Origin of the sequence: Amycolatopsis roodepoortensis (assembly GCF_014873915.1) — a bacterium.
GTDB classification, from domain to species: Bacteria; Actinomycetota; Actinomycetes; order Mycobacteriales; family Pseudonocardiaceae; genus Amycolatopsis; species Amycolatopsis roodepoortensis.
Genome location: NZ_JADBEJ010000004.1, coordinates 466,495 through 491,631, shown reverse-complemented (window position 1 = coordinate 491,631; position 25,137 = coordinate 466,495). Strand labels below are relative to the sequence as shown.

Below are 25,137 nucleotides of genomic sequence, written 5' to 3'. Positions count from 1 at the left end.
CCCGGTATCGGAAACCCTCGAGGGAGCTGATCCATGTCTGACAAGAAGGTACTGAAGCCCAGCGCCGCCCACCCGATCACGGTGGAGCCGAACAAGGCGCGGGTGGTCGTCACGGTGGGTGGGAAGGTCGTCGCGGACAGCGCGAACGCGCTCACGCTGCGGGAGGCGAACTACCCGCCCGCGCAGTACATCCCGCGTGCCGACGTCGACTTCGGCCTGCTGGAGCGGACGGACCACTCGACGTACTGCCCGTTCAAGGGCGACGCGTCGTACTACAGCATCCGCACCGGTGACGGCGTCGCCGAGAACGCCGTCTGGACCTACGAGGCGCCGCACGACGCGGTCGCCGAGATCAAGGACCACGTGGCGTTCTACCCGGCGAAGGTGGACGCGATCGAAGAGCGCTGACCCGTCACGGGAGCTGGTTGATCCGGTCCCCGTCGGCCGCGAGCGAGGTGTCGGATTCTATCGGCCAGACCTCCAGCCCCGGCGCCTTGACCAGGGCGTCGACGAGGGCCTGTTCGCCCGCGACCAGGGTCGAATCGAAGTCGACTTCGGTGGCGACGCACCACGCGCGGTCGTCCGGCCAGAACAGGTTGGGCGACTGTGCCTCGAACCAGTTCGGCCGGGGCCGCCAGCCGAGTTCCGTGGCGGACGTCAGCGGTCCGTTGAAGAGCAGGTAGTCCCGGCCGGGGTGGCGCAGGCGCGGCGCGTCGAGGTGCTCGCGGGACAACGTCGCTTCGTCGGCCCAGGCGTAGCCGTCCCAGAGGCCGAACCAGGCTTCCGAAGCGGACGTGTGGTCGTCGAGGACGGCCAGCAGCGCCGTGAGGCTGTGCGATGGTAGCGTGCCGCGTCCCGGGGGCGAGCCCCGCCAGAGCGATCCGGTGAGATTCACCGGATCCGGGGAGCCGACCAGCGCGTGCCACTGCATGGCGCCATGGGCGCGCCGTCCCGTCTCGGCCGCGGCTTCGCTCCAGCTCGCCCAGCCGCCGCGGTCGCGCTCGGCGGGGTGGCAGAGGCGCGCGTAGGCGGCGTAACCACGCGGAACCGTACGACCGGCCGCACCGAACGTCCCGCCGAGCCTGGGAAAGATCCACTCGGCGGGGGACGGGTCGAGCACCGGTCGCAGCACGGCGGCAAGTCTTCAGCAAGATCAGGTGGAGCGCATCTTGTCGGTCGGCGGGGGCATACTGCCGGACGTGGGTGTTCCGCTGCGTCGCCGTTCGGGCCGTTCGGTGTACCGCGAAAGCACGCCGGGCGCGGCCGTGGCCGGCGTCGTCGAGAGCGCCTGGACGGGTCTGGTGGGCTGCCGTCGGCCGCTGCGGGTGTTCCCGGACGGCTGTGTGGACCTCGTGTGGGACGGCGCGGTGCTCGCCGCGGTCACCACGGTGCGCGGGGTGCTGCGGCACGAGCTGCCGACGGCGGAGTGGACCGCCGGGCTGCGCCTGAGGTGCGGCGTCGGCGGTGCGGTGCTGGGCTTGCCGATGACGGAGCTGGCTGCGGGTGCGACGCCGTTGCGCGACCTATGGGCTGCGGGGGCGCGCCGCGCGGAGTCCGAGCTGGCCGGGTGCGGGACGCCCGGCGAGGCGCGCTCGGTGCTGGAAACACTGATCGCCGAGAGGCTCCGGGACGTTGAGGTGGACGGGCTGACCCTCGCGGCCGCTCGCGCGCTGCGTGCGCCCGGTGCTCGTACCGACCGGGTGGCCGCGGAGCTGGGAGTGAGTGAGCGCGGTCTTCGGCGGCATATGCGCCATGACGTCGGCGTCGGTCCCAAGGAGTTGCAGCGGGTGCTGCGGTTCCGCCGGTTCCTCGGGCGCGTCGGGGCCGTGGGGCGGGGCCGGGCGTCGCTCGCCGACGTCGCCGCCGATGTGGGCTACGCGGATCAGTCCCATCTCGGGCGCGAATGCCGCCGGCTGTCGGGCGCTTCGCCCGGCGCGCTCGTGCGGTCGTGGACTGGCCGAAACGTTCCAGACTGAGCGGTCCGCCGGGGCGAAGATCGGGAGGTGCCCGAACCTTTCCGCGTCACCATCGACATCCGCACGGACGATCTCGACATCAACGGTCACGTCCGAGGCCCCGCCTACCTCGCGTACGCCGATCACGCTCGCTGGGAGTGCGTGTGGGCGGCCGGCGTGGACCCGTTGGCGCTCAAGGCCGGGAACCTCGGGCCGGTCAACCTCGAAACGACGATCCGGTTCCGCCGGGAACTACGTGCCCGCGCGCGGATCGACGTCCTGACCAGGTTCACCTGGGAGCCGGGCAAGGTGTCACGGGTCGTACAGGAATTCGTGGCACCGGACGGCGCCGTCGTGGCCGAGGTGGAGAGCCTTTCCGGGCTGCTGGATCTCGAAAGCCGCCGCCTCGTCCCGGATCCGGGGCGGCACTGGCGGCGGTACGCCTCAAGGCCGGAAATCCTCGGCCTGCCGTGAGCTGGTTGTCTTTTCATAGAGGCTGGTGGGCCATTTCGCCTCGGGCGGGTCGGCCACGTGCTCGAAACCCAGGCGCTCGTAGAACCCGCGCAAGGCCGGGTTGTCCCTCGTGGTCGCCACCCGGACAAAGGCCTTGTGGTGAGCCGCGGCCTTCTCGCCGACCCAGTCGATGATCCTGTTCCCGAGCCCGGCTCCGGCCGCCTCCCGCGCCACCGCGAGGCGGCCCAGGTAGTAGGCCGGTTCCCGCGTTTCGCCCCAGAGCTCGGGATCCGCCTCGGTCACCACGCAGGTCGCGACCGGCTCGCCGTGCCCGACGACCAGCAACGCCTCACCCGCCTGGATCTGATCGAGCACCGACTCCCGGAGAAAGCGTTGCGGCCATTGGTGGATCCCGCGCTCGGCGAGCCAGGCGGCGGCTTCGGCCAGGAGGTCGAGCACGGCGTCCTCCTCGCCCGGCCGGGCCGGGCGGATGGTGAGCTCCGCGGTGAGCGGCTCAGGGCCGGTGAGGATCGGCATGGCTCGATGATGCCCGCGCGGTGGTTGGATGTCCGTCGTGGTCGACGAGAACCTGGTGCGGAAGCTGATCGCGGCGCGGTTCCCCCGGTGGGCGGGGCGGACGGTCGAACGGTGGCCGTCGGGCGGCACGGTCAACGCCATGTTCAGGCTGGGCGAGGACATGGTCGTCCGGCTGCCCCTGGCCGAGAGCGGCGCGAAGGACGTGGCACTGGAGCAGAAGTGGCTGCCGCGTATCGCGTCACGGCTGCCGACGCCGATCCCCGAGGTGCTCGGCGCCGGGTCGCCGGCCGACGGCTACCCGTGGCCATGGTCGGTGTATCGCTGGCTGCCGGGCGAGAACCCGCGGCCGGACGCGCTCGGCCTGCCCGTACCGCTGGCCGAAGACCTGGCCGAGTTCGTGCTGGCGATGTGGCGTATCCCCATGGCGCGAGCGCCGAGAGCGCACCGCGGCGGACCGCTCACGACGCTGGACGCGGAGACGCGGTCGGCGATCGAAAGCCTGCGCGCGATCCCCGAGGAGAACGTCGACTGCGACGCCGTCCTCGCTCTCTGGGAGGACGCATTACGGCTTCCGGCGTGGGAGGAAGCACCGGTGTGGCTGCACGCCGATCTGATGCCGGGCAACCTGCTGGTGGACGGCGACCGGCTTTCCGCGGTGATCGACTTCGGTTGCCTGGGCGCAGGAGACCCGGCCTGCGACCTGTTCCCGGCGTGGAACCTGTTGCCCGCCGACGCGAGGGAAGTCTTCCGCGAGGCGCTTGGCGTGGACGAGGCGACCTGGAGCCGCGGCCGCGCGCGGACGCTTTCGCAGGCATTGATCGCGCTGCCGTACTACCGCGGGACCAACGAGGCGATGGCGGGGAACGCGAGGCACGTGATCCGGGCGGTGCTGGACGAAATCACTTGATGACGGGTTTACGGTTCGAACATGACGAGCACGCTCCGGTTGGCCGAGGTCACCGCCGCCAACTTCGACGCCGCGATCGAGCTGAAGGTCCACCCGGCGCAAGCCCATTTGGTCGCGCCGGTCGTGAAGTCCCTCGCCGAGGCCTACGTGCACCCCGGTGTCGCTTGGCCCCGCCTCATCTTCGACGGTGACCGGCTGGTCGGTTTCCTCATGGCCTTCCTGGACATCGACTTCGCCGGCGACGGCACGGGTACGGACATCCGCTCGGGTCTGTGGCGGCTCAACATCGCGGCAGGCGAGCAGGGTCGAGGCTACGGCCGGTTCGCGGTCGAGGCCGTGGCCGCCGAGATCCGCCGCCGGGGCGGCGACCGCCTCACCGCGTCCTGGCACCCAGGCGACGACGGGCCCGAGCGCTTCTACCTGAGGCTCGGGTTCCGCTTGACCGGGGAGACGAGCGGGGACCAGGTGGTCGGGGAGTTGGCGCTGGACTAGGGATTCGCGCCTGGCGTCGTGTTGGGTCGGGCAGGTGAGGTGAAGGGGACTTTTCTCGCATCGGATGTGGGCCTTTCGTGCCGTGGTTTCTGATGGGTTGCGGGTGAGCGGGCCGCAGGTTGGTGAAGGCGGGTGAGGGAGCGCGCGGTGGCGAAGGCGGGTGGCGCGGCATGGCAGCGGGTGAGCGGGCGGCGCGGAGGCGGGTGAGTAGGCGGGGAGGTGGGAGCGAGCTGGTCGTGTTGCGGCGCGGAGGCGGGTGAGTGGGTGGCGCGGAGGCGGGTGAGTAGGCGGGGAGGTGGGAGCGAGCTGGTCGTGTTGCGGCGCGGAGGCGGGTGAGTGGGTGGCGCGGAGACGGAACGAGCTGGGTCGTGTTGCGAAGAGGCATACGCGACGTGGCAGGGGCGTTTGTCCTGAGATGGTGGACTCACAAGGGCTGGTAGGCATGACCGAGCCACTCCCTGCCAGGCTTTCCTCGCTTGCCTCAAGTGAAGCAAGTCTTCGCGGCGTGGTTCTGGACTGGCCTACGGGCCGGCCTTGCATTCCCTGGCCACCTTGGTCGCTGGATGCCCGATTGGCGTCATTGGGCACGCTTCGTTCACGACACTCGCGAAGTGCCGGATTGGTTACCGTGACAGCTGTCTCATGTGGACAGTCGGTTGTCCGATCGGGTCGGCCTATGTCCTGAGGTGCATGGTGTTCCGTCTCGGGCTCCCGGTGGGGTCGAGGTAGGTGGGTGGGGTGAATTCGGGGATTCCGTCTTGGGCGATCTGGACTTTCCATTCGCTGTGGTGGATGAGCCGGTGGTGCTTGGTGCACAGCAGGACGAGGTTGTCGATCTTTGTTTCGCCGTGGTGGCGCCAGAAGACGATGTGGTGTGCGGTGCAGCGGGGGACGGGCATATCGCAGCCCGGGAACGCGCAACCGCCGTCGCGGATCGTCAACGCGTACTTCTGCGCCAGGGACACGGTGCGTTTCGATCGGCCGATGTCGAGAGGTTCGCCCGCGGTGCCAAGGACACCCGGTCGCACGCGGGCGTCGCAGGCGAGGATGCGGGCGTCGGTGGCGCTGATCGGCCCGACGAGATCGAGGTGTGCTTCACCGAGGTCGTTCATCAAGTCCTCGTAGGACATGGTGACCAAAATGTGGGTGGCTTCGCCGGCCTGACCGGGAAGGTTTCGGCTGGTGGTCTTCAACCGGACGTAGTCGGTGAAGGCATCCCCGTAGCGTTCGTCCTGGCTGCGGGAGTCCCGCACTCCGTCGATGGCCTTGTGGGGTTTGGCCATCGGATCCAGGTCGGACTTCAACCGCGCGTAGGTTTCGAGGTCGAGCCGGGCCTTGAGACCGAGCGACCCGTCGCGGTGTTTGACGAACCGTAGCTCCGGGCGGGTGTCTTTCGGGTCCTCGTTGCGGGGTTCTTTCCCGTCCGGATCCAGCTTGTCGAGCAGGCGGCGTCCGGCGCGGGCGATCTGCCGCGGCCCCGCCCGGCGCGCCAGCTCGACAAGGATCGCCTCCCCGGCCCGCACATCCTCCTCCGGAACACTGGACGGAATCCGCGCCAAAGTGCGGATGATCGCGTCGATCTGCGAACCCCCGATCGCACCCTCCGCGGCGGCCTGGGCGGTCAAGGGGGCCAGTGGTGGTTCGGGGTCTCCGCCGATGGACGGGCCGGGATGCAGCGCCAGAACCCGGTCGGCGCGGGCGCCGGCTTCCTTGTCGGTCACCAGGAAGTCCTCGAAAATCAACGCCGCCAACGTCGAATGACCACTACACCCACGCACCCCACGGGAGTTGATTTCCGCCAGGATCGCATTCTGCTCCGCATCCATCCGACGCTTCAGGACTTCCAGTTCCTGTTTCCGGGCATGCAGCGTCGCGGTATCGACGCGCCACCACTCGGTGGACGTCCCCTGAGGTGCATCGTCGCTGGCCACAACACCAAAGCTACTCCGATTCGAACACCTGCACTAGCCCAAACGGCCCAACAAGGGAAATTGCCGGAAAATGGCAACAGCGGAGGAGTATCAACGCAGCGAAGCGCCTTTAAGCGCGCGAAGGAGTCTTAAGGCAGCGAAGCGCTTTAAGCGCACGAAGAGTCTTACTGTGCCTTTCAGTAAAGCGAATGCGGCCCAATGAGGAAGGGGGTGCGCATCGACCAAGGCTCGTGCTAACGTCGTCATCGAGCCCCGTATGGGCCTACGCATGGAGGTAGCGGCTACTCGGCCACCAGAGATCGGCACACACCGTCTCTCGTATTCAGTCATCCCCTCGTCGTGGGACGACGCCTCCATGTGGTGCACCCCGAAACCGGGTGCGTCCAGGCTCGTGTGCGCTCTTCCGGTGGCGGTTCCGCGCCCTCCTGTCGACACATCGACGGGAAAGGACCGCATTGACCGGCTTCAACGACCAGGTGATCGAGGAATTCAGGCGGAGCAAGGGAAAGCTCGGCGGCATGTTCGAAGGGTGGCGGCTGATCCTGCTCACCACCACCGGCGCCAAGAGCGGTGCGCGACGGACGAATCCGTTGGGCTATCTGGAAATCGACGGCAAGACCGTCGTCGTCGCTTCGAACATGGGGGCGCCGGCGCATCCGGGCTGGTACCACAACATCCGGCGTGACCACCGGGTCACGATCGAGACCGGGAACGAGACCTACGAGGCCATCGCGGCCGTTCCGCCCGCGGCGGAGCGTGACGCGCTGTTCGCGAAGGTCGTCGCCGTGGAGCCGGGTTTCGCCGAGTACCAGGCGAAAACGACACGCGTGCTGCCGGTCGTGATCCTGCACCGGATCGACGACCGGGTGCGAGGGCTGGGGGACTTCCTGGTGGAGGTCCACGACTGGCTGCGGGAGGAGCTCAAGACGCTGCGCGCCGGGGTGGACGACATCGTGGACGGTCGTGCGGACACGCTCCTGATGGAGAAATCCCTGCGGGCACACTGTCTTTCGTTCTGCGAGGCGTTGACCAAACATCACACCGGCGAAGACATGGGCGCGTTTCCCATGCTGGCGCAACGGTTCCCGGCACTCGGGCCGGTGTTGACCCAGCTCGGGGAGGACCACGTCGTCGTCGCGGGCCTGCAGAAGCGGATCCGGGAGCTCGTCGAGGGGTACGTCCACGGCGAGAGCGACCCGGTTCGCCTGCGCGACGAGTTCGACGCGCTCGAGGGGAGGCTCGAAGCGCATTTCGCCTACGAAGAGCGGACGGTCGTGGCGGCGCTCAACGTGACGGCACCCGGCTGATCGATGCGAACGCCCTGGGGTTCCGGCCCCGGGGCGTGTATCGTGGGGGATGGCGGCGCCTTCGCGGCGCGACGCCGTTCCGGTACGAGGCGGGTGGAATTCGCCCCCGGCCTCGCCGAAGACCGCGAATCCAGCGGTCCCTCCGAAAGGTTTCACAGTCAAAACTCACAGCACCGACAGTGCGCTGTTCAGCCACCCGCTCGACACCCAGATCGAGCGGCACGACCCCGCGACCCCGCAAGGCGAGCGATACATGGATCTTTTTCGCGAACCTTCTTACCCCACACCGGAACCTTCGGCCGACGCCGTTCGTTGACCGGACAGACCAACGTTTTGGGTGTCGTGTTGTCCAAGCACGCTCGCGCAGAATTCGTCGCGGGCGTCGCCTTCCGTGCGTCGCGCCGTGACATCGGCTGACACAGCCGATACCAGGCTGGCAAGAGGCACAGCTTGGCCATCGACCAAGAAGCGACGATATGACTTCAGTTCTAAACAACCCGGACAGCGCAGAGCGGCAGGCGCCACAGCCCCTGTTGTCCGGGGAGCAGACCAACACCGAAAACTTCCTCGTCAAGCTGTTCGCGGTGGTGCCCTTGCTGGCACTGGCCGCCTCCGTCCCCTTCGCTTGGGGCTGGGGCCTCGGCTGGGTGGACATCGGCCTGGCCGCCGGGTTCTACTTCCTCACCGGCCTCGGCGTGACCATCGGTTTCCACCGCTACTTCACCCACGGCGCCTTCAAGGCCAACCGCGGCCTGCGGATCGCCCTCGCGGTCGCCGGCAGTATGGCCATGCAGGGCCCGGTCATCGGCTGGGTCGCCGACCACCGGCGCCATCACGCCTTCGCCGACCGCGAGGGCGACCCCCACTCCCCGTGGCGGTTCGGCACCACCCCGGCCGCGCTGGCCCGCGGCTTCTGGCACGCCCACATGGGCTGGCTGTTCGAGCGCGAGAAGACCAACGCGCACCGGTTCGCCCCCGATCTGCTCGCCGACCGTGACATCGCCCGGATCGATCGCCTGTTCCCGCTGCTCACCGTCGTGACGCTGCTCGCGCCCGCCGTCCTCGGCGGCGTGATCACGATGTCGTGGTGGGGCGCGGTCACCGCGTTCTTCTGGGCGAGCCTGGTCCGCGTGGCGCTGCTGCACCACGTCACCTGGTCGGTGAACTCGCTCTGTCACATGATCGGCGATCGCCCGTTCGCCGCGCGCGACAAATCCGCGAACTTCTGGCCGCTCGCCATCGCCTCGATGGGCGAGTCCTGGCACAACTCCCACCACGCCGACCCCACCGGCGCCCGGCACGGCGTCCGCCGTGGCCAGCTCGACATCTCGGCGCGGCTGATCTGGCTGTTCGAGAAGGCGGGCTGGGCGACGGACGTCCGCTGGCCCAAGGCCGATCGCCTCGGCCGGAAGCTCAACCCGGGCCACGCCCTGTCACTGGGCCGGAGCGCGAAGCGGGCCTGAGCCCGTCAGCGAACCGCGTCCGCGATGGCGCCGATCAGTTCCGGTCCGTCGGACAACGCCGGATCGTTGTGATCGGCGCCGGGGACCTCGATCGCCTCGGCACCGGCCGCCCGCGCCACGGCGCGGCTCTGCTCGGCCGGGACGATCGAGTCCGCGGTGCCGTACACGACGGTCACCGGTGCCTTCACCCGCGCGACGTTGTCCCTCGTCGGGAACTCGTCCCGCAGGAGCCAGCGGACCGGCAGGAACGGATAGTGCCGCTGCCCGACCGACGCGAGGTCGACGAACGGCGAACGCAACACGAGCGCGGACGGCGGGCGCTCGACGGCCAGTTCGGTGACGACCGCGGAGCCGAGGCTCTCGCCGAAGTAGATCAGCGGTGTCCCGGCCTCGCGTATCAGGAAGTCCTGTGCGGCGCGGACGTCCAGCGCGAGTCCGTCCTCGGACGGCTCACCGGGATTGCCTCCGTACCCGCGATAGTCCAGAAGCAGCACCGAGAGCCCGCGTGCGGTCAGCGCGCGGGCCATCGGCACGCGGTACGACCGGTTCCCGGCGTTGCCCGGCGCGACCAGCACGGTCGCCTTCGCGCCGCTGACCGGGAAGTACCAGCTCGAAAGGCTCAGCCCGTCCGAAGTGGCGAGCGTGACGTCCCGGCCGCCGGGCAGGACGTCGGCCGCACCGGGGAGCGGACCCGCCTCGGGCAGGTAGATCAGCTTGCGCTGGAAGGCGAACGCGCCACCGAAGACCACGCCGACGATGGTGACGGCCACCGCCAGCGCGATCAACACCTTCTTGCGCATGCTCAGGCCTTCGCCGGGGGAAGGCCGAACCGCGCGAACAGGTCCGCGTCGAGGAACGAGGTGATCTCGCGGATCCGGTCTTCGCGCGGGGTGAGCACGTTGATGGACCAGGCGCGATGGACGGCGTCGGCCGATTCGCCCAGGTAGCAGGCGACGGCGGGCTGCCCGTTGGCGGTGAGGACCTCGGTACGCCAGCTCGGGCACCGGCCCAGCGGGACCGCGACGGCGAAGCCGGTCACCGCGTCGATGCCGCTGTACCAGCGCATGAGCGGCGGCATGGACCAGGTGACGTCCTTGGTCAGCAACGCCACCAGCGCGTCGGCGTCGCCGCGCTCCAGCGCGGAGGCGAAGCCCGCGGCGATCTCACGCGTCCGGCCACCTTCGAGCTTCTCGGGCGCCGGGACCTTCTCGGCCACGATCGCCCGCGCGCGTTGCAGCGCGCTGTTCACCGCCGCGACCGAAGTGTCCATTGTGGACGCGATTTCGGCGGCGGAGAAGCCGAGGACGTCGAAGAGCACCAGCGCGGCCCGCTGGTTGCCCGGCAGGTGCTGCAATGCCGCGACGAAGGCCAGCTCGATTGCTTCGCGCCGCTCGTACCGGGCGTCCGGCGCGTCCGGGTACGGGCCGAGCCACGCCACCTCGGTCACCGGAGCGTCTTCGAGCACGACTTGCTCGCTCGACGGGCCCAGATCCATCGGCAACGCCCGCTTCCCGCGAGCGGCCGCGACATCCAGGCAGGTGCGGGTGACGATGGTGTAGAGCCAGGTGCGCATCGAGCTGCGTCCCTCGAACCGGTCCATCCCCCGCCAGGCCCGCAGGAGCGCGTCCTGCAGCGCGTCGTCGGCGTCGTGGACCGAGCCGAGCAGCCGATAGCAGTGGGCGTGCAGTTCGCGGCGCAGCGGCTCGACCAGGCGATCGAACGCCGCGTCGTCGGTGGGCACGACGGCTACTTGGCGCGAAGCGCGGTGACGGCCGGGGTGAACATCGTCGTCTTGATCGCGGACAGCGTGCCGCGATCCTTGCCCGCCAGCGGGCGGACGAGGTCGGCCGCGTACTCCAGCAACGCGGGCTTCTCGGCGACGGCGTCGACGAGCCCCAGGTCCCGCGCGTCCGTGCCGCCGAACCGGCGGCCCGTGGTCATCGACGCGATCGCGGCGGCGGGGGTGAGCTTGCCCTGGATCAGCGCCGCCATTCCCGGCGTGAACGGGATGTTGATATCCGCTTCGGGGAAGCAGAAGTACCCGCGGTCGGCGCGCATCACCCGGAAGTCGTGCGCCATCGCCAGCATGGCCCCGGCGCCGAACGCGTGCCCGTTGATCGCGGCGACCGTGTGCACGCCGAGGGTGAGCACGCGGGCCAGCAGTTCGTGGACGTCGGCGACGTACTGCGCGGCCTTGGCGGGGTTGCTGGTGAGCCAATCGAGGTCGAGGCCGTTCGAGTAGAACTTCCCGGAGCCGACGGTGACCAGCACGGCCGGATCCGGATAAGCGACGACGGTGTCCAGCTGGGAATGGACGGTTTCCAGCCAGGAAGGCGAAAAGCGGTTCTCGTCGTCTCCGAGGTCCAGCAGGAACACCGGGGCGTCGTGGCGCAGCGTGGGCATGTCAGTCCTTTCGTGGGGGCGGGAGCAGGAGTATGGCGCGCACCGCGGAGGCGAGCCGGGTGCGGGAGTCTTCGGAGATCGGCTCGCCCGCGGTGAACGCGCGGAGGAACACGGCTGTCGGCAGATCGACGACGCAGGTGGTGAGCACCTCGACGGCCTGCGCGTCCCGCCGGTCCCAGAGCCGTCCGGCGAGCCGGACCAGGAGTGCGATCAGGCGTTTGTCGAGCGCCAGGAGGTCACCGGCGAGATCGTCGGGGACCTGCGGGCCGAGCAGGTGCTCCTTCTTGACCGTGATGAGCAGGCGGGCGGCCTCGGGCCGGCGGTCGGCGAACACGGCCGGCGCGCTCGCGGCGGCGACGACCGCCGCTGCGGGGTCTTCCGTTTGATCGGCCAGCTCGGTCTGGAGGTCGAGGAACTCGCCCGCCGCGCGCAGCCAAACGTGGGCCAGCAGCGCGCCGAGTGAGCCGAAGGCGTGATAGATCGAGCCGTTGGACACCCCGGCGGCGGTCGCGAGCGACCGGACGGTGACGCCTTGGGCACCGGCCTCGACGACCAGGCGCTCGGCCGCGTCGAGCAGCCGGTCGAGGTCGTGCACACGGGGGCGGGCCACGACGCGAGAGTAACAGAGCGCTTGCTCCAAAACAATAAGAGAGCAGTCGCTCTAAAACGTGCGCCAGGAGAGAAGGCGACCGTCGCCGACCAGGACGACGGCGGGCCCGGAGCCCGCCCGTTCACCGGCGATCGGGGTGCCGTCGCGGGATGTGACGTGGGTCATGTCCGCCTCCGCCGCCAGGTTGTCACATCCGGCGTGCGGCCGGGGTCAACCCGCTGAACCACCGAGAACCCGAGGAGAAACCGAAATGACCACCGCCTATGTCATCGTCACCGTCGTCGGAGCGTTCATGGCCGCGTTCTCGGCCGCCTCGATCTTCTTCCGTGCCAAGTGGGTCGTGCAGCCGCTGGCCGACTACGGCGTCCCCCGCGGTTGGTGGACGCCGCTCGGCGTCGCCAAGGCGGCGGGCGCGCTCGGCCTGATCGCCGGCCTGTGGGTGCCCGCGCTCGGCGTCGCGGCCGGGATCGGCCTGGTGCTCTACTTCACCGGCGCGGTGATCACCGTGCTTCGCGCGCACTGGCCGTCGCACGTCGCGTTCCCGCTGATGTACATGGCGCCCGTCGCCGCCTCCCTGGTGCTCGGCTTCGCCGCTTGAGGTCAGGAATCCGGGGTCCACACCGCGAGTTCGGCGCCGCCGGGCTCGCGGAAGTGGAACCGGCGCCCGCCGGGGAAGGAGAACGGCTCGACGGTGACGACCCCGCCCGCGGCCTCGACGGAAGCCCTCGCCCCGGCGAGGTCGTCGGTGCGGATCGTCACCAGCGGCGCCGCCGTCTGCTGCGCGGTGTCCTCCTGGAAACCGAACGAGACGGTGCCACCGCTCTGGACGTCGGTGTACGCCGGGCCGTACGCCGTCGCCGCCCACCCGAAGGCCTTTTCGAAGAACGCGCCCGAGCCCGCCGCCGAACTCGACGGGAACTCGACGAAGTCGATTTCGTACATGGGCGCCGAAGCTACTCCGGCCCACCGACAAAACCGGGTCAGACGCTGCGCAGCACCGAAACCACGACGCCGAGCACGCTCGCGCGGTCCCCGTCGATGACGTCGTAGGCGGGGTTGCGCGGTTCGAGGTACACGTGGCCGTCGCGGCGGCGGTACACCTTGACCGTGGCCTCCTCGTCGATCATCGCGGCGACGATCTGGCCGGAGTGCGCCTCCTGCTGCTGCTTCACCACGACGATGTCGCCGTCGCAGATCGCCGCGTCGATCATCGAATCACCGCGCACCCGCAGCCCGAAGACGTTGCCGCGCCCGGTGAGTTCACGCGGAAGGGTCATCACGTCGTCGACGTGCTCGACGGCCGAGATCGGCGTTCCGGCGGCGATGTCGCCGACGACGGGGACCGGGACGGAGTCCTCTGTGGACGCCTTCGACGTGCTGCCGTGTAGGAAGGCACGGACGTCGATGGGTCGGGAGATCGAGCTGCTGCGGCGGAGGAAGCCCTTCTCCTCCAAGGCCGCCAGATGCTTCGACACCGAGGACGTCGAGCGCAGCCCGACCGCTTCACCGATTTCGCGCGTGCTCGGCGAGTATCCGTACTCCATCACCCATTCGCGGATGGTCAGCAGGATCTTCTGTTGCCGCTCCGGCAGGGAAGCGGCTTCCTCGAACAGCTCGAGATCTTGGTAGGCGGTCATCATCGGAATGTTAGTTCGTACAGGCCGCCGCGATCGCCGCGGTGTCCCAGTAGAACGGCCGCACCTCGGTGATGCGCCCGTCCTCGACGGTGATCGTCTGCAGGATCGGGAAATCCACCTCGTCGCCGGTGGCCCTGGCGCGGGCGTGCACGTGGGTCAGCACGACCAGCGGGCTGGTCTCGCTCAGGAAGCTCTGCTCCACCATGTCGAAGACGTCCCAGGTGTCGCTCATCGCGGCGAAGAACCGCTCGATACCCTCGTGGCCGCGCCAGATTCCGCCGTAGGGCAAGGAATCCGCCTGGTGCAGCACCACGTCGGGGGAGAAGAACGGGGCGAGCGGCGCGAAGGTGGCCCCGCCCGCGGCGAGGTACTCGGCTTCCGCCGCGTACATGCCTTCGAGCACGGACATGGCGTCTGTTGTCGTCGTCACGACGACCACTGTGGCGCGCGGCATCGCCGGACGCTGGCGGTTATCGGTCGTGGAGATCGGCCGGATGGCGGCCAGGGCGGGCCGAAAGTCCGATCCCGCCGACGTTTCCGCGAGGTTGACTCGATCGTATGAACACGAAGATCACCGCGGCGGTCCTCGCCGCCGCGACGGCCACGGTCGCCCTGTCCGGATGCGGTCTCAAGGAAGGGCTGACCGAAAAAGCGAACGGACACGTCAAGACGGTCGGCTACGCGACCGGCGCGGAGGGAAAGCGGGACGCGGACGCCCGCCTGCCGGAATGGGTGCCGGACGGGGCGACGTCGATCACGGAGGTCATCCGGACCACGGGTTCGGAGCGGATCCTGAAGTTCACCGGCGGGACGCTGCCCGGCGTCTGCGTGCCGGGGCCGGCCGCGACCCAGGCGGCCACCCTCGCCGCCCAGTGGTGGCCGTCGGGGCAGGAGAGCCGGACCGACAAGGTCTGCGGTGAATGGCACGTGCTGGTCCAGGGTGCCGACGTGTACGCGTTCAAGCCGGAAACGCTGGTGAACAAGCGGTCCTGAGTCACTCTTCGGGGGCGAGCGCGTCGGCGCAGGCGGCGAGGTCGTGCAGCAGCCGGTCCCGCTGGTCCGGCGAAAACGGCGTGAGCATCCGGTCCTGGACCGCGCGCACGGCGCCGCTGGCGGCGCGGAGCCGTTCGCGTCCCTCGGGGGTGAGCGTGCTGGGCAGGGCCCGGCCCTGAGGCGCCGTCGCCGGGCGGGTGATGAGCCCTCGGTCCTGCAGTCCGCGCAGGACCAGGTTCATCGACTGCCGGGTGACGAACACGGCCCTGGCCAGTTCCGCGTTGGACAGCCCCGGCCGCTGCGACAGCACTTCGAGACAGGAGTACTGCGGCACGGTCAGATCGAGGGGACGCAACGCGGTGTCCATCGCCGTCCGGAGCGCCGTCGCCGCTCGTTTCAGCATGTATCCCACCGCCTGGTCCAGCGGCCCGACCTGCTCGCCTTGACTCATGTCAGCATCATGACATACGTTGGCTATGTCAACACACTGACATGGAGGACGACATGACCGTGACCGGGCCCGATTTCTTCTCACTGCAGGTACGCGACCTCGACCGCGCCGCCGCGTTCTACGAAACCCACCTCGGGCTGAGCAGACTGCCCGTCGCCCCGCCGCACGCGGTGGTGTTCGGCACGAAGACGATCCCGTTCGCGGTGCGGGAACCCGTGCCGGGCACGGATCTCGACGCCATCACGCCGCGGCCGGGATCAGGGGTGGCGATGTGGCTGCACGCCGACGACGCCCAAGGCCTGCACGACCGGCTGGCCGGCGCCGGCGTCACCATCCTCACGGAGCCGTTCGACGGGCCGTTCGGCCGCACGTTCGCCTTCGCGGACCCGGACGGCTACGCGATCACCGTGCACGACAAGGCCTGAGCCCGCTTGCCGCAGCAGCGCGAGTGCTCGCGCGTCGGACGAGCCGGCGGGGGTCGTGCACACGACCAGCAGCTGATCCGGTGACCGGGCGATCGACAAGGTCTGCTGGGCCACCGTGACCGTGCCGACGACCGGATGCCGCAGTTCGTAGCTTTCGGCGTCACAGGGCCGCACGCGATGGTCGCCCCAGAGCGCGACGAACTCGGGGCTCTTCATCGTCAGCTCGCCGATCAGCTCCGCGAGCAGCGGGTCTTCGGGATACTTGCCGACGGCGATCCGCAGGTTGCCGACCACCGCGCGGATCTTCCGCTTCCAGTCGGCGTAGAGGTCCCTGCAGTGCGGGTCCAGGAACAGCATCCGGCTCATGTTCGGCCGTCGCGCCGGGTCGTCCGGCGCGTCGAAGTCCAGATGCCCGCCCAGCAGGGCGTGGCCGAGGGCGTTCCACGCCAGGACGTCCGAGCGGCGGCCGAGCACCAGCGCCGGAGCGTCGACGGTGCCCAGGAGATCCCGTGTCTCGTCGTGGAGCTTCTCGGGCCGTGGACGGCGTGCCCGCTGGACGCGGCGGGCGGCGGTGGCGAGCCTTTCGAGGTGTTCGCGTTCGTGGCCGTCGAGCCGGAGCGCGCGGGCGATGGCGTCGAGCACTTCGGCCGACGCGCCGCGCGACATGCCCTGCTCCAGCCGCGAGTAATAGGAGACGCTGACCCCCGCGAGCTGGGCCAGTTCCTCACGCCGCAGCCCGGCCACCCGGCGGCGCGCCCCGAAGTCACGCAAACCGACGTCTTCCGGGCGCAGCCGGGCCCGTCGCGCCCGCAGAAAGTCGCCGAGCGGGCCAGATCCGTCCATGGACCCGAGTATGCGTGGTGTGGCCACTGCCAGCCACACCCTCCCAGTGGGAGGAAAAGCGGGGCGTGGCCCGGGCGCTCACCGGCCTCCAGGCTCGGTGACATGGACGAGATCACCATCGGAGACGTCACCGTCACCCGGGTCAAGGAGTTCTACGGTTCGCTCGGCATGACGCCGGCCGAATTCATGCCGGACAGCCCCGGCGGCGCGTGGGACGAACACCGTGACTGGCTGGCGCCCGACTTCTGGAACCCCGAGACGAACGAGTGCCGCACGGCGCTCCAGTCCTGGCTGATCCGCAGCGAAGGACGCACGATCCTCGTCGACACCGGGGTCGGCAACCACAAGGACCGGCCCTACGCGGCGGTGTGGAACCGCCTAGACACCGCCTACCTCGACAATCTCGCGGCCGCCGGGGTGCGGCCCGAGGACGTCGACGTCGTGGTCAACACGCATCTGCACATCGACCACGTCGGCTGGAACACGCGGCTCGACGGCCGCACCTGGGTGCCGACCTTCCCGAACGCCGAGTATCTGATGCCGCGGCCCGACTTCGACTTCTGGAATCCGGCCGAAGCGCACGATTCCGTGCTGGGGCGTGGAAATCAGAACGTCTTCGAGGACAGCGTCGCGCCGGTGCACGAGGCTGGGCTGACCCGGCTGTGGGACGGCACGCACCGCATCGACCGGAATGTGCGGCTGGACCTCGCGCCCGGCCACACCCCCGGCTCGTCCGTGCTCACCCTGGAATCGGGTGGGGAGCGGGCGTTGTTCGTGGGCGACCTCGTGCACACCGCGGTGCAGATCGTGGAGCCGGACACCAATTCGCCCTATTGCGAAGACCCGGCCGGATCCCGCGCCACCCGGCACAAAGTGCTCGGCCAGGCCGCCGACGACAACGCTCTCGTCTTCCCCGCGCATTTCGGTGCTCAGGGCGCGCTGCGGGTCGAGCGCCGGGGATCGAAGTTCGCGGTCGCGCGGTGGGCCGGGTTCTCCGCCCTCTCCTGAGGAGTTTTCGTGTACGTGCAAGCAGAAACCCCGTCCGGTGTCGTGCGCGGCCGGCGCGACTCCTTCGGTGAGCTCTACCAGGCCGTCCCGTACGCGGCGGCGCCGATCGGACCTGGCCGCTTCCTCCCGCCGTCGCCGCATCCGGGCTGGCCCGGCGTCCGCGACGGCACGCGGCCCGGGCCGACGGCTCCCCAGCCGGTGCGCGGCTTCGGCGGGCTCGACATGGCCCCGTATTTCGGGCCCGGCTGGGTGCGCGGCGACGAGTACCTCACCGTCGACGTCCGGACGCCCGCGGCGGACGGCGGCCGCCGCCCGGTCATGGTGTTCGTGCACGGCGGCGGCTTCGTCACCGGTTCGGCCCGCGCGGCGCTGTACGACGGAAGAGCGTTCTCGCGCGACGACGTCGTCCTGGTGAAGGTGAACTACCGCCTCGGCGTCCCCGGATTCCTCGACCTGGAGGGCGCTCCGCCCAACCGCGGGCTGCTCGACGTGCTCGCCGCGCTCGGCTGGGTGCGGGACACGATCGCGGCGTTCGGGGGCGATCCGGGCAACGTCACCGTCTTCGGGCAATCCGCGGGGGCGACGCTCACCGGCGCGCTGCTCGCGACGCCGGAGGCCAAGGGCTTGTTCCGCCGGGCGATCGTCCAGAGCGGCAGCGGAACCGGGGCCTTCACGCCGGAGCAGGCCGCCCGGGTCACCGCGGCGGCCGCTTCGGCGCTGGGAACCGAGCCCACCGCGCGAGCGTTCGGAGAGATCCCGGACGAGCGGTTCGTGGAGATCCTGCCCGCACTGGCCGGTCTCGATCTGCGGACCGGAACCGCCGAGGATCCGCTGGCCGGGCTGAGCCCGTTCAGTCTCGTCGCGCCGGTCCAGCCCGCCGACAGCCCTCTCCACGGCGACGTCGCCCTGCTCATCGGCACCAACAGCGAGGAAGGAAACCTTTACGGCCGACCGGATCTCGGGCACACGCTGTTCGGAGCCGGTACCGAGCGCCTGGCGCAGGCGCACGCGCGGATCTCGGGCGGACACACCCACCGGTACTCGTTCGGCCATCGCTCGACGGCGTTGAACGGACGGCTCGGCGCCGCGCACACCGTCGAGCTGCCGTTCGTCTTCGACGTCGCCGGTGAGCCGTGGCTGCACGGGGAGGCGGGTCTGCTCGGGCCCGATCCCGCACCGGAAGGTCTCGCGGCCAGGATGCACGGCGCGTGGGTCGCGTTCGCGGGGACCGGCGACCCCGGCTGGCCGGCGGACACCGTCGAATTCTTCGGCTGACAGCGCCCGCCAGACCGGTGCCAGCGTCGTGTGCGCCGCCTGCCAGCGGCCCGGGACACGCTCTGGAATGTCATTCCAGAAGCGATCCGAGGGGTCACCATGAACACACCTGTCACGATCATCGGAGCCGGTCTCGGCGGGCTCACCCTGGCGAGGGTCCTGCACGTCCACGGCATCCCGTCCGAGGTCTTCGAAGCGGAGGCGTCTCCGGCTTCGCGCCTGCAGGGCGGGATGCTCGACATCCACGATTACAACGGGCAGCTCGCCCTCGAGGCGGCCGGCCTGATGGACGAGTTCCGCGGCATCGTCCTGGAGGGCCGTCAGGCGCTGCGGGTCCTGGAGTCGGACGGGACCGTCCTGTTCGAGCGGGGCGACGACGGCACGGGCGGGCGCCCCGAGGCGCAACGCGGGGACCTGCGGCGGATGCTGCTCGACTCGCTCCCCGCGGGCACCGTCCGGTGGGGGCGCAAGGCCGTCGGCGCCCGGACACTCGGCGACGGCCGTCACGAGGTGACCTTCGACGACGGCACCACCGTCGTCACGGATCTCCTCGTCGGCGCGGACGGGGCCTGGTCGCGGATCCGGCCGCTGCTCACCGGTGCCGTTCCCGAGTACGCAGGCAAGTCGTACGTCGAGACCTATCTGTACGAGGCCGACACCCGGCACGTCGCCGTGGCCAAGACGGTCGGCGGCGGATCGATGGTCGGGACCGGGGCCACGGAGGGCATGAGTGTCAACGCCCACCGGGAACGCGGCGACACGCTGCACGCCTATGTGGAGCTGAGCAAGCCGTTGGAGTGGTTCGACGCCATCGACTTCACCGACGCCGAAGCCGCCAAGGCGCGGATCGCGGCGGAGTTCGACGGCTGGTCGCCGGAGCTCACCGCGCTGATCACCGAAAGCGACGTCGCGCCGATCCACCGCCCCGCCTTCGCCTTGCCGTCCGGGCTGCGGTGGGAACGCGTCCCCGGCGTGACGTTGCTCGGCGACGCCGCGCATCTCGCACTGGCGAACGGGGAAGGCGCCAACCTGGCGATGCTCGACGGCGCCGAGCTCGCCAAAGTCCTCGCCGCGCGTCCCGACGACGTCGAGACCGCCATCGCCGAGTACGAGCAGGCCATGTTCGTCCGCTGTGAAACGCCCATGGAGGAGGATTTCCTGCTCGAAAGCATCTTCGGGGACGACATCCCCGAGCGGCTGCTGAACCTGTTCGGGATCGAGGAACGGAAGGCCTGAGTCAGGCCTTGCCGCCGGCGAGGGCCTCCAGGCCGCGGACGATCTTTTCCGCGCCGGGGGCCCGATCCGGGGCGACGAGGTGCTGCATCATCACGCCCACGATGAGGGCGAGCTGGACGGCTCCCGCCGCGTCGGCGTCGGTGGGGGACAGCCGTTCGCCGAGGACCTTCCGGGCTTCGTCCTGGGCATCGGCGAGCCGTTCGCGGAGGTCCGGGAAGCGGATGGCCTGCGTCGCGCTCTCCAGGACCGCGGTCCACAGGTCGCGCTGCTCGGCGAAGGAGCCGACAAGGCTCTGCCAGGTGGCGATGGGCGAAGCGCCCTCCGGTTCCCGCAGCCGCTCCACCGCTTCGGTGGACAGCTCGATCATGGCCTCGTTCATGAGGGCCTCTTTGGAGCCGAAGTGGTACCCGATGGAGCCGAGGTTCGCGCCGGAAGCGGCGGTGATGTCCCGCGCGGTGGTGTGCGCGTAGCCGCGTTCGACCAGGCACCGCTTGGCTCCGTCGAGGAGGTCCTCTCGTTGTCCCATGCCGCGATCCTAGCGGTGCGCTGTGACAAGCGTCTTATACAGATGTATTATACAGATGTTCAAGAACGCCTCGCCGCAAAGGAACGACGATGAATCGCTACGTCCTGGGCAACTTCGCCCCGGTCACCGAAGAGATCACCGCCTTCGACCTGCCGGTCAGCGGGAAGATCCCGGCCGACCTCGACGGCCGCTACCTGCGCATCGGCCCGAACCCGCTGGGTCTGGAAGACGCGTCGGCGCATATCTGGACCCTCGGGGAGGGCATGGTCCACGGCGTGCGCCTGCGCGACGGCCGCGCCGAGTGGTACCGCAACCGCTGGGTCCGGTCGGCTTCCGTCGCCGACCGGCTCGGGGAACCGCGGCGCGGGCAGGTCGCCGACGAACGCCTGGACTTCGCGCCGAACGTCCAGATCGCCGGACACGGAGGCCGCCTTTACGCGCTCATCGAAGGAGGCCTGGCCCCGTATGAGCTGACCGATGAACTCGACACCGTCGGGCCCGCCGGCCTCGGTGCGACGGAACAGGGTTTCTCCGCCAACGCGCACAGCAAGTACGACCACGCGACCGGTGAGCTGCACTCGCTGGCCTTCCGGTACGGCGCGGATTTCGTACAGCACATCGTGATCGGCCCCGACGGGCGCAACCGGAGCGTCACCGGCATCAAGGCGTCGACGTTGCCGTACATGCACGACTTCGCGCTCACCGAGCATTACGTGGTGTTCTACGAGTCCCCGATGGTCTTCGAGCCCGGACGCCTGGCGACGGGCGTGCCTTTCCACTGGAACCGGGAACTGCCGTCACGGCTCGGACTGCTGCCGAGAGCGGGCGGGGCGGTGCAGTGGTTCGAGACCGCGCCCGTCATGGTCGGTCACACCCTGAACGCCTTCGAGGACAACGGAACCGTGGTGGTGGACGTGGTCGTGCATCCCCGGCCGATCGACTTCGCCGACGTCGGCGCTTCGAAGCCCGTGCTCGAACGCTGGACGGCGGATCTCGCGGCCGGCCGGGCCACGCGCACGCTGCTGCACGACCGCCCGCAGGACTTCCCGCGCCTCAACGGCCGGTTCGGCGGAAAGCCTTACCGCTACGGCTATTCGGCGGCGGCCGAGCTGTACGCCACCCCGAGCGCCACCGAACCGGACCGCCCCGACGAGGGTTTCAGCAGTGCTCTGCTCAAACACGACCTCCTGACAGGTATCACCGAAGCCCACGAGTTCGGCCGCGACGCGAGCGCGGGGGAGACCGTGTTCGTCCCGTCGGCCGGGGCCGGGGCGGAGGACGACGGCTACAACCTGGTCTACGTCCACGACCGCGATCGTGGCGCGGCGGACCTGGTGATCCTGGCTTCGCAGGACTTCACAGGGGAGCCCCTGGCGAGGGTCCACCTGCCCGTCCGTGTCCCGCTGGGACTGCACGGCAGCTGGATCCCCGCCGCCTGAAACCTCTGTGAGCCATCGCCTCAGGCCCAGCCGACCTTCGCGTAGAACGGCGTGATCCACGCCCTGAACCGCTCCCCGTAGGCCTCCTGAGCGGCGGCCACGACGCCGTCCGGATCATCTGCCGGCGTCAGGCCGCGCTCACGGAGCCATGCGACGAACTGTTCGTGCGAGCCGCTGTGGTCGTCGCCTTCCTCGCGGTAGTAGTACGCAGAGTCGTGGCCGACCATGATTTCGGCGTCGAAACCCAGTAGTCGCAGGAAATCCGTGAAGTCGCGCGCGATGACGTGCTCACCGCCCTCGTCGCCGAAGACCACGACGGGCGACAGGGCGAGGTCCGTCGCGTCGTCGGCCCGCCAGATCGCGTAGGTCGAGCCGCTGCCGTTCGCCTGGGCGAAGGGGATCAGCCGCGAGAGGAACGCGGGGTCGTCCAGCTCCTGGGGGAAGCTGCTCTTGTCGTCGTAGTCGTATAGCTCGAAACCGTCGGCCAAGTAGTCGCCGGCCGAGTCGTAGAGGTCCTTCAGCTCGTTCAGGACCGGGATCGGTGAGTACACGCGGTCACCTTATGCCTGCGGCCCCGCTCCCTGACGGGAACGGGGCCGCCGGTCACGCGGTCACCTGACGTACACCGAGTAGCCGATGCCACCCGACTTGGTGCCGTCGGCCGTGTTGCCCCGCACGTGGACCGAGTAGATGCCTCGCTCCGGTGGGGTCCACGTCATCGTCCCCGCACCCGAACCGTCCGCCGGTACGGTGATCTCCTCCGTCACGGCGCCCCGATCGTTCCGGACGGAGTAGGTGTACGAGACGATGCCCGGCATACCCGGCGTGAAGGTGAACGTCCCCGGTACACCGGCGCCGCCCGACCACGTGCTTTCCGGGTATTCCTTGGACGAGACGTACGGCGCGCTCAAGATGTTGAAGTAGTACGTCTCCTCCTGTGATGAGACGTTTTCGGCGGTCACCGTACGCACCCGCAGGTTGTAATAGGCCGAGCCTTCCGGTGGCAGCGGGGGAGACCACGGCAGCACGGCGCGGCCGTTCTCGGCGGCCGTCCGCTGGAACGGACCCCAGTTGAACGAGTATTCGAACGCCACCGCGCCCGGCTGGCGGGCTTCGAAGGTGAAGCTGCCGGGGAACACCCGCGCGTTCGACTGGAACTCCTTCGAGGTCACCGCCGGATCGTTCGTCACCGTCCACGTGAGATTACCCGTCGAAGACCACACGCCCGCCGCGTTCTTCGCGCGCACCAGCATCTCGTAGTCGCCGATCCTCGGCGGGGTGAAGCTCACCGTCGCGGTGTTGCCGCCGACCGGCACGGTCCACCTGGTCGCCGGGTCCGCCGCCAGCCAGTACTCGAACTCCACGGCGTTCGGCATCGGCGTGGTGAACGTGTACCTGGCGGCCTTGCCTTCCGTCCCGATGTCGCCTTCATAACCGACCGTCGGTCGCCACGTGTTGAGCCACAACCGTTTCTCCGTCACCGGGGACAGCCCGCCGGACGCGTCGCGGGCCTGGACCCGCAGCAGGGTCTGCTCGGCCGAGGTGAATTCCGCCGGCAGCGCGGCGGTTCCGTCGGCGTTCGCCTTGACCGTCCACTTCGTACTCTCGGCACTCGCGAACCAGTAGTCGTACTCGACGATGTGCGGCATTCTCGGTTTCGCCGTGTACGTGACCGAGGCGCCGAGGTCGACGTTTTCGGGTCCGTTCACCACCGGTGACGCGTCGACGAGGAATCGGTACTCCCGTTCCGGCGACTTCGCGCCCGAGGCGTCGGTGCTGCGCACGAACAGCAGGTGATCACCACCGGTGACCGGGGTGATCGTCACCTCGGCGACGCCGTCCTGGCCCGCCGTGACCGTGGCGGGCGCGCCGTCGTTCAGCCGGTAGTCGTACGCCACGACGTTCGGCATCGCCGGTGCGAACCGGAACACGCCCGGCACGCCGATGCCGCCGTCCGGGCCGCCCTGCGGCGGGTAGCGGTCGGACGTGACCGTCGGCCGCGTCTCCTTGACGATGAAAGAGTGGTAGGTACTGAGCGAGAGGTTGCCCGCCCGGTCCCACGCCCGTACGACCACCGAGTCCCAGCCGTTGGTGATGGGAGTGAAGCTGATGGTGGCCGTGCCGTCGGGGCCCGCGACGATCTCCCGCATGTCCCCGCCGAAGTCGTAGTCGTAGCGCACGACGTCGGTGGAACCGTTGGGGGAGAAGGTGAACTCGCCCGCCACACCGACCCCGCCGCCCTCGGCGCCCGCCGGGTACGTCGCGGAGGCGACGGCGGGCGCGTTCGGGTCCGTGCGGTCGACGGTGAACCGGCACGGGGCCGTCGTGGACGACTTCGCGCCCCAGCTGTCCTGTGCGTACACCTCCCACGCATACGTACCGTCGGCGAGGCCCCAGGTGTCCACGTACGCCTCGGAGGCGGCGGTCGTACGCCGTTGTGACTGGTCCGCCACCGGCCACCACGTGAACTGCCCGAACGTGGTGTCGCCGTTCGGGTCGGACAGCCGTGCGCTCAGCTTCGCCTGGTGATTCACCAGCGGTCCGGTGCCGTCCTTGGCGCAGGGTTCGTCGTTGGTGCGGAGGTCGGCCGGCGTCGCGGGCGGCGCGTTGTCGACCACCCGCAGCGTCGCGGGAGCCTTGATCAGCCGATAGAACGACGGGTCCGCCTCGTGGGCCTCGGCGACGCGGAAGCCCAGCGTGAGATGACGGACCTTGTGTTCGATCGCGTCCCGCACCGCGGCGGTGACGTCGAACGTGGCGTTGTTGTCGATACAGGTGCCGTCGGCACCCCGGGACGCCACCCGGGTCCGCTCGACCGGGCGGTTCCGCCAGGTCGACTGTTTGCTGTAGGCGGAGGTGCGCCACACCTCGGTGGCGCGGCTGTCGCAGCCGACGTAATGCGTCTCGCCCGCCGACAGCAGCACCGTCGTGAACGACGCGCCCCGCAACGAGCTCAGGTCGAAATTGACGTATGAGCGTTGCCGGTGCGGTGTCGTGTCCCAGGTGCCGATCGGCAGGTTGCCGGCTGGCTTGAAGTAGGCGGTGTTCGGTGTCGCCGAGTCGACGTAACCCCAGGACGTCGCGGACAGCGTCACTTCCGAACGCTGCTGACCCGTGGTTTCCGCCGCCATCGCGCCATCGGCGAACGTGAGCGCGATGGTGAGCGCGACGGCGGGCAACGTCAGTGATCTTCGTAAGGTCATGCTGGCCCTCCCTTGTGGCATGCACGGCGTACACGCCCGCGAG

General features: G+C 69.6%; 28 protein-coding genes and 1 pseudogene. 14 read left to right on the top strand and 15 right to left on the bottom strand.

Going from position 1 to position 25,137, the window contains the following annotated elements:
- Nucleotides 1-33 precede the first annotated feature (33 nt).
- The gene (locus H4W30_RS12885; RefSeq protein WP_192743066.1) at nucleotides 34-408 is read left to right on the top strand and encodes a DUF427 domain-containing protein; all 375 of its coding nucleotides are present in this window, start codon (nucleotides 34-36) and stop codon (nucleotides 406-408) included.
- 4 nt (nucleotides 409-412) lie between these two features.
- On the opposite strand, the gene H4W30_RS12880 is transcribed toward H4W30_RS12885, so the two are convergent.
- Nucleotides 413-1,132, bottom strand: coding sequence for a hypothetical protein (locus tag H4W30_RS12880; protein ID WP_192743065.1), 720 nt, complete (start codon nucleotides 1,130-1,132; stop codon nucleotides 413-415).
- Nucleotides 1,133-1,199: 67 nt separating this feature from the next.
- On the opposite strand from H4W30_RS12880, the gene H4W30_RS12875 reads away from it, so the two are divergent.
- Both H4W30_RS12875 and H4W30_RS12870 read left to right on the top strand, forming a co-directional pair.
- Nucleotides 1,200-1,976 (top strand): helix-turn-helix domain-containing protein, encoded by a 777-nt coding sequence (locus H4W30_RS12875; protein WP_192743064.1) that lies wholly within the window; start codon nucleotides 1,200-1,202, stop codon nucleotides 1,974-1,976.
- Nucleotides 1,977-2,003: 27 nt separating this feature from the next.
- A complete protein-coding gene (locus H4W30_RS12870) occupies nucleotides 2,004-2,429 on the top strand; it encodes an acyl-CoA thioesterase (protein ID WP_192743063.1) in 426 nt (141 codons plus the stop codon).
- Here the strand turns inward: H4W30_RS12870 and H4W30_RS12865 are convergent.
- The gene (locus tag H4W30_RS12865; RefSeq protein ID WP_192743062.1) at nucleotides 2,400-2,945 is read right to left on the bottom strand and encodes a GNAT family N-acetyltransferase; all 546 of its coding nucleotides are present in this window, start codon (nucleotides 2,943-2,945) and stop codon (nucleotides 2,400-2,402) included. The two genes, H4W30_RS12870 and H4W30_RS12865, sit on opposite strands and share 30 nt — an antisense overlap.
- A gap of 28 nt (nucleotides 2,946-2,973) precedes the next feature.
- Between H4W30_RS12865 and H4W30_RS12860 the strand changes: the two genes are divergently transcribed.
- Both H4W30_RS12860 and H4W30_RS12855 read left to right on the top strand, forming a co-directional pair.
- Nucleotides 2,974-3,852 (top strand): aminoglycoside phosphotransferase family protein, encoded by an 879-nt coding sequence (locus H4W30_RS12860; RefSeq protein ID WP_192743061.1) that lies wholly within the window; start codon nucleotides 2,974-2,976, stop codon nucleotides 3,850-3,852.
- A 21-nt stretch (nucleotides 3,853-3,873) separates the two neighbouring features.
- Nucleotides 3,874-4,344 (top strand): GNAT family N-acetyltransferase, encoded by a 471-nt coding sequence (locus H4W30_RS12855; protein ID WP_192743060.1) that lies wholly within the window; start codon nucleotides 3,874-3,876, stop codon nucleotides 4,342-4,344.
- A gap of 674 nt (nucleotides 4,345-5,018) precedes the next feature.
- Here H4W30_RS12855 and H4W30_RS12850 read toward each other — a convergent pair.
- Nucleotides 5,019-6,275 (bottom strand): HNH endonuclease signature motif containing protein, encoded by a 1,257-nt coding sequence (locus H4W30_RS12850; protein WP_192743059.1) that lies wholly within the window; start codon nucleotides 6,273-6,275, stop codon nucleotides 5,019-5,021.
- Nucleotides 6,276-6,730: 455 nt separating this feature from the next.
- On the opposite strand from H4W30_RS12850, the gene H4W30_RS12845 reads away from it, so the two are divergent.
- The gene (locus H4W30_RS12845; protein WP_192743058.1) at nucleotides 6,731-7,582 is read left to right on the top strand and encodes a nitroreductase/quinone reductase family protein; all 852 of its coding nucleotides are present in this window, start codon (nucleotides 6,731-6,733) and stop codon (nucleotides 7,580-7,582) included.
- A gap of 476 nt (nucleotides 7,583-8,058) precedes the next feature.
- Nucleotides 8,059-9,045, top strand: a complete 987-nt coding sequence (locus H4W30_RS12840) for an acyl-CoA desaturase (protein ID WP_192743057.1) — start codon at nucleotides 8,059-8,061, stop codon at nucleotides 9,043-9,045.
- A gap of 5 nt (nucleotides 9,046-9,050) precedes the next feature.
- On the opposite strand, the gene H4W30_RS12835 is transcribed toward H4W30_RS12840, so the two are convergent.
- The 4 genes from H4W30_RS12835 to H4W30_RS12820 are packed head-to-tail and all read right to left on the bottom strand — an operon-like array spanning nucleotide 9,051 to nucleotide 12,058.
- Nucleotides 9,051-9,845, bottom strand: a complete 795-nt coding sequence (locus H4W30_RS12835) for an alpha/beta hydrolase (protein WP_192743056.1) — start codon at nucleotides 9,843-9,845, stop codon at nucleotides 9,051-9,053.
- Between the two features lie 2 nt (nucleotides 9,846-9,847).
- The gene (locus tag H4W30_RS12830) at nucleotides 9,848-10,786 is read right to left on the bottom strand and encodes a sigma-70 family RNA polymerase sigma factor (protein WP_192743055.1); all 939 of its coding nucleotides are present in this window, start codon (nucleotides 10,784-10,786) and stop codon (nucleotides 9,848-9,850) included.
- A 5-nt stretch (nucleotides 10,787-10,791) separates the two neighbouring features.
- Nucleotides 10,792-11,448, bottom strand: coding sequence for an enoyl-CoA hydratase-related protein (locus H4W30_RS12825; RefSeq protein ID WP_192743054.1), 657 nt, complete (start codon nucleotides 11,446-11,448; stop codon nucleotides 10,792-10,794).
- Between the two features lies 1 nt (nucleotide 11,449).
- Nucleotides 11,450-12,058 carry a TetR/AcrR family transcriptional regulator gene (locus H4W30_RS12820; protein ID WP_192743053.1) on the bottom strand — a complete coding sequence of 203 codons (609 nt, stop codon included), beginning with the start codon at nucleotides 12,056-12,058 and terminating at the stop codon, nucleotides 11,450-11,452.
- Nucleotides 12,059-12,308: 250 nt separating this feature from the next.
- Between H4W30_RS12820 and H4W30_RS12810 the strand changes: the two genes are divergently transcribed.
- The gene (locus H4W30_RS12810) at nucleotides 12,309-12,656 is read left to right on the top strand and encodes a DoxX family protein (protein ID WP_038509265.1); all 348 of its coding nucleotides are present in this window, start codon (nucleotides 12,309-12,311) and stop codon (nucleotides 12,654-12,656) included.
- A 2-nt stretch (nucleotides 12,657-12,658) separates the two neighbouring features.
- On the opposite strand, the gene H4W30_RS12805 is transcribed toward H4W30_RS12810, so the two are convergent.
- Genes H4W30_RS12805 through H4W30_RS12795 form a run of 3 tightly spaced genes read right to left on the bottom strand, consistent with a single transcriptional unit; the run spans nucleotide 12,659 to nucleotide 14,125 of the window.
- Nucleotides 12,659-13,000: a VOC family protein gene (locus H4W30_RS12805; protein ID WP_192743052.1), complete on the bottom strand. Its 342-nt coding sequence runs from the start codon at nucleotides 12,998-13,000 to the stop codon at nucleotides 12,659-12,661.
- A gap of 38 nt (nucleotides 13,001-13,038) precedes the next feature.
- Nucleotides 13,039-13,695: a transcriptional repressor LexA gene (gene lexA / locus H4W30_RS12800; RefSeq protein WP_192743051.1), complete on the bottom strand. Its 657-nt coding sequence runs from the start codon at nucleotides 13,693-13,695 to the stop codon at nucleotides 13,039-13,041.
- Nucleotides 13,696-13,705: 10 nt separating this feature from the next.
- Nucleotides 13,706-14,125 carry a nuclear transport factor 2 family protein gene (locus H4W30_RS12795; RefSeq protein WP_318780597.1) on the bottom strand — a complete coding sequence of 140 codons (420 nt, stop codon included), beginning with the start codon at nucleotides 14,123-14,125 and terminating at the stop codon, nucleotides 13,706-13,708.
- Between the two features lie 128 nt (nucleotides 14,126-14,253).
- Here H4W30_RS12795 and H4W30_RS12790 point away from each other — a divergent pair, with 128 nt between their 5' ends.
- Nucleotides 14,254-14,688, top strand: a complete 435-nt coding sequence (locus H4W30_RS12790) for a hypothetical protein (protein WP_192743050.1) — start codon at nucleotides 14,254-14,256, stop codon at nucleotides 14,686-14,688.
- Between the two features lies 1 nt (nucleotide 14,689).
- On the opposite strand, the gene H4W30_RS12785 is transcribed toward H4W30_RS12790, so the two are convergent.
- A complete protein-coding gene (locus H4W30_RS12785) occupies nucleotides 14,690-15,139 on the bottom strand; it encodes a MarR family winged helix-turn-helix transcriptional regulator (RefSeq protein ID WP_192743049.1) in 450 nt (149 codons plus the stop codon).
- Nucleotides 15,140-15,192: 53 nt separating this feature from the next.
- On the opposite strand from H4W30_RS12785, the gene H4W30_RS43695 reads away from it, so the two are divergent.
- Nucleotides 15,193-15,564 carry a VOC family protein gene (locus H4W30_RS43695; RefSeq protein WP_225949309.1) on the top strand — a complete coding sequence of 124 codons (372 nt, stop codon included), beginning with the start codon at nucleotides 15,193-15,195 and terminating at the stop codon, nucleotides 15,562-15,564.
- A 24-nt stretch (nucleotides 15,565-15,588) separates the two neighbouring features.
- Here the strand turns inward: H4W30_RS43695 and H4W30_RS12780 are convergent.
- Nucleotides 15,589-16,407: pseudogene (locus tag H4W30_RS12780) on the bottom strand (helix-turn-helix domain-containing protein); the annotation flags it as partial.
- Nucleotides 16,408-16,509: 102 nt separating this feature from the next.
- On the opposite strand from H4W30_RS12780, the gene H4W30_RS12775 reads away from it, so the two are divergent.
- The 3 genes from H4W30_RS12775 (at nucleotide 16,510) to H4W30_RS12765 (ending at nucleotide 19,926) form a co-directional block, all read left to right on the top strand.
- The gene (locus H4W30_RS12775) at nucleotides 16,510-17,415 is read left to right on the top strand and encodes an MBL fold metallo-hydrolase (RefSeq protein WP_192743047.1); all 906 of its coding nucleotides are present in this window, start codon (nucleotides 16,510-16,512) and stop codon (nucleotides 17,413-17,415) included.
- A 9-nt stretch (nucleotides 17,416-17,424) separates the two neighbouring features.
- Nucleotides 17,425-18,690, top strand: a complete 1,266-nt coding sequence (locus tag H4W30_RS12770; protein ID WP_192743046.1) for a carboxylesterase/lipase family protein — start codon at nucleotides 17,425-17,427, stop codon at nucleotides 18,688-18,690.
- Between the two features lie 99 nt (nucleotides 18,691-18,789).
- Nucleotides 18,790-19,926 carry an FAD-dependent oxidoreductase gene (locus H4W30_RS12765; protein WP_192743045.1) on the top strand — a complete coding sequence of 379 codons (1,137 nt, stop codon included), beginning with the start codon at nucleotides 18,790-18,792 and terminating at the stop codon, nucleotides 19,924-19,926.
- 1 nt (nucleotide 19,927) lies between these two features.
- Here the strand turns inward: H4W30_RS12765 and H4W30_RS12760 are convergent, their stop codons facing one another.
- Nucleotides 19,928-20,452, bottom strand: coding sequence for a TetR/AcrR family transcriptional regulator (locus H4W30_RS12760; RefSeq protein WP_192743044.1), 525 nt, complete (start codon nucleotides 20,450-20,452; stop codon nucleotides 19,928-19,930).
- Between the two features lie 89 nt (nucleotides 20,453-20,541).
- Between H4W30_RS12760 and H4W30_RS12755 the strand changes: the two genes are divergently transcribed.
- Complete coding sequence (locus tag H4W30_RS12755; protein WP_192743043.1) at nucleotides 20,542-21,891, top strand: carotenoid oxygenase family protein; 1,350 nt, start codon at nucleotides 20,542-20,544, stop codon at nucleotides 21,889-21,891.
- Nucleotides 21,892-21,911: 20 nt separating this feature from the next.
- Here H4W30_RS12755 and H4W30_RS12750 read toward each other — a convergent pair whose 3' ends face one another.
- Together H4W30_RS12750 and H4W30_RS12745 are read right to left on the bottom strand one after the other, a co-directional pair.
- On the bottom strand, nucleotides 21,912-22,442 hold the full coding sequence (locus tag H4W30_RS12750; protein ID WP_192743042.1) for a hypothetical protein: 531 nt from the start codon (nucleotides 22,440-22,442) through the stop codon (nucleotides 21,912-21,914).
- Nucleotides 22,443-22,502: 60 nt separating this feature from the next.
- Nucleotides 22,503-25,094, bottom strand: a complete 2,592-nt coding sequence (locus tag H4W30_RS12745; protein WP_192743041.1) for a hypothetical protein — start codon at nucleotides 25,092-25,094, stop codon at nucleotides 22,503-22,505.
- Between the last annotated feature and the right edge of the window lie 43 nt (nucleotides 25,095-25,137).